The organism is Flavobacterium sp., from assembly GCF_044368625.1.
In the GTDB taxonomy this organism is placed as follows: Bacteria; Bacteroidota; Bacteroidia; order Flavobacteriales; family Flavobacteriaceae; genus Flavobacterium.
The window spans coordinates 1-2,630 of the sequence record NZ_JBIPPD010000340.1; the positions used below are offsets into that span (position 1 = coordinate 1).

The 2,630-nt window shown below is 35.0% G+C and carries 4 protein-coding genes; all 4 read left to right on the forward strand.

The genetic code is table 11. The features are described 5' to 3' along the window. Window positions 1-1,029, forward strand: a 1,029-nt coding sequence (locus ACIQ2X_RS15950) for a T9SS type A sorting domain-containing protein (RefSeq protein WP_396179968.1), incomplete at its 5' end; no start/stop codon positions are given. An 11-nt stretch (window positions 1,030-1,040) separates the two neighbouring features. Further along, complete coding sequence (locus ACIQ2X_RS15955) at window positions 1,041-1,343, forward strand: hypothetical protein (protein ID WP_396179969.1); 303 nt, start codon at window positions 1,041-1,043, stop codon at window positions 1,341-1,343. After that, on the forward strand, window positions 1,327-2,031 hold the full coding sequence (locus ACIQ2X_RS15960) for a hypothetical protein (RefSeq protein ID WP_396179970.1): 705 nt from the start codon (window positions 1,327-1,329) through the stop codon (window positions 2,029-2,031). The genes ACIQ2X_RS15955 and ACIQ2X_RS15960 overlap by 17 nt, the downstream gene beginning before the upstream one ends. A gap of 106 nt (window positions 2,032-2,137) precedes the next feature. Further along, a partial coding sequence (locus ACIQ2X_RS15965; protein WP_396179972.1) for a hypothetical protein occupies window positions 2,138-2,630 on the forward strand: 493 nt, incomplete at its 3' end.

Here is a 2,630-nt window from a genome sequence, read left to right on the forward strand (position 1 = left end):
GGAAGAGTTGCGGGTAGAATAACAAGCTGGCCTAACAATGTAAAGGATATTAAATTCTTCACTGTTGCTCAATATGATTCTATTACAACAACCCCTGATACAAATTACACAGCAATTATCCCAGGAGTTACTAACTTCTTCTTTAATATACTTCCTGGACAACCTGACTCAGTGACATATTATGTTGTTGTTCCTGGGGATGCCAACTCAACAGGATATAACATGGCTCGTACCACTCCTACTGAAATACTTATAAACGGGCCACAAGACTTGGATCCACAAACTCATAGAGTTATTGATACTAGAGTGGAATATGACTTCCCTACAAATAATATTGAATTAACTATTCCTAAGTTAAAAGTTGACGAAGGAAATATGGTTAGCATTCCTGTAAGTTTAAAATCAGACAGTGTCAGTGTATTAGCTTTGCAGTTTGGCTTGAAGTATGATAGTAGCTTATTATCTTTCAAAGGAATCTATTCAAGTGCAAATGCTCAAAAATGGATCACTTATGTAAACCCTAATGAAGGAGAAATATCTTGGGGAGGCTATGATCCTACTACTAATAACAATGCTTTAAAAAATGGAGATGAAATAATCACTTTCCAGTTTATAGCTTTGAAACCGCAATCAGATTGGGGTGTGAGTCCTCTATTCACCTCTAATAAATTTGCTGGAAACTTTATATCAAAAGATTTATCTATAACTCCTAGTCATAATATTATACAAGTGAGAAAAATGTCTCCTGTTAGTATAGGAAGAATCTTAGATGATAATACAATGGAAGTTTACCCAAACCCTACAACAGGGATTATAGATATTGTGTTCAATGTAGAAGAAAGTACAAATGCTACATTAGCGGTATATGATATGTTAGGAAGCTTGCATATTAAAGTGTTAGACGAATTTTTATCTAAAGGGCAATTCACCTATAGAGCAGATTTAGGGAAATTATCAGCAGGAGTTTATACTGCAAAGTTACTTCTAAATAATAAAGGAGTATTAGTATCAAAAATTATTAAGCAATAAAAATAAATATTATGTCAGAAGAAATTCAAAATGATGGTTCTATGGATAGTTTGAAAAAAACCATCATTGGAACATTAGGAACATTGGTTACAGCTGCAGGTGTATGGGCCTCCACTCAACTTTTTGGAGGAGACTCCGAACACAAGGAAGAAGCTAAAACTGAAACAGTAGCTCCTGCCCCTATTGTAGTGAATATTGAAAATACTAACCAACAAAAGCAAAGCAGTGCGCCTGCTCCAACTACAATCATTAAAGAAAGAGTTGTGGAGAAGCCTGCTAAAAAAGAAAAAGCTGAAGATGAAAGTCCTTGGTAGTCTAATATTTTTACCTCTTTTTGCCTTCTCTCAAATAGGTTCTATTAAAACAGAAGCTTATGTAGCTGATTTTGAAAAGAAACAGAGTTTGGCAGTTGTATCTGATTATGATGATACTTTGCAAATTCCTATCTCTATCCTTAAAATAGGATTTAATGAAGAATTGTACGAATCTTATCCTGAACTTAAAGAAAAGAAAGTGGGACTTGGTGTCACCAATATTGTCACTGAATATTTCTTAAATACAAACCGTTTTGTAATCACTGAAGATAAAGCAGAGATTAAAAATAAAATGGTAGCTCAGGATAAAGCATCAAGAAAAGGAATCTCTTCAAATAAGATAGAAGTTTTTGGCCATGTATTATTGGCTAAATACCTAGTATATATTGAAGTATATGATTTTTCAGTGTCAGAAGATGAAGTGGTAAAAATGAATGGCAAAGCAGAAGCAACTCAAACAACAAGATTGGGGTTGCAATGTAAATTTGTAGATGCTACTACAGGAGAAATCATTGTGGGTTCAGGTTTAGGAGATGCTAACACTGTCAAAAAATCTTCTATCCTGGCAGATGTTGATGATATTAAATTTAATCAATCCACCATAGGTATAACGACCAAAAAATCTCTTGAAACAGCAGCATCTAGGGTAATAACTAGATTAATCAAGAAAGGTGTATTTAAGAAATAAACTAATAGCTTTATTATTCTTATTAAATGTAAACAATTTTGTTTACACGCAAACCTATTCCTATCAATATACAGATCCTTGTACACAATTATCTAAAACTATTAATGTGCCTATTAATGGAAGTACAAGAGTTTCCTATTATGGAAACAGTGCCGACTTCACATATAATGATTTTATGTCAGGAGTTTTTCAAACGTGGTCAGAAAATCTATTCAATCAATTTAAAAATAATTCTCCCTGTGGTTCTGCTATTGGCACCCCAACAGTAATGAATATTGGCCAAGGCCAAGTGTTAAATACTGTAGGAATAATCAACTCCATATCAAACATTGCAGAAACTGTTGGATCAGCTACAACGGGTTTGACTGAAAGTTTTACTTCTTCTATAATGCCTAGTTCAGGATCTATGGGAGAAAGTCCTTCTGTCGGAGAGGCAGGGGGCCCATCTGTAAGTGGAGGAAGTAATGAAACAAGCGGAAGTTCTTCTGCACCTAGTGGAGGGTCTTCATCTGAAGAATCTTCTGGAGGTAGCACAAATATTTCAGCAGGGGGTACCAACTCTGTGAGAGGAGCAGGCGGTGCTAGTGGTGGAGGAGGCA

Coding starts and splice junctions, on each gene's coding strand:
- ACIQ2X_RS15960 (WP_396179970.1), top strand. CDS start 1,327: ATGAAAGTCCTTGGTAGTCTAATATTTTTACCTCTTTTTGCCTTCTCT.
- ACIQ2X_RS15955 (WP_396179969.1), top strand. CDS start 1,041: ATGTCAGAAGAAATTCAAAATGATGGTTCTATGGATAGTTTGAAAAAA.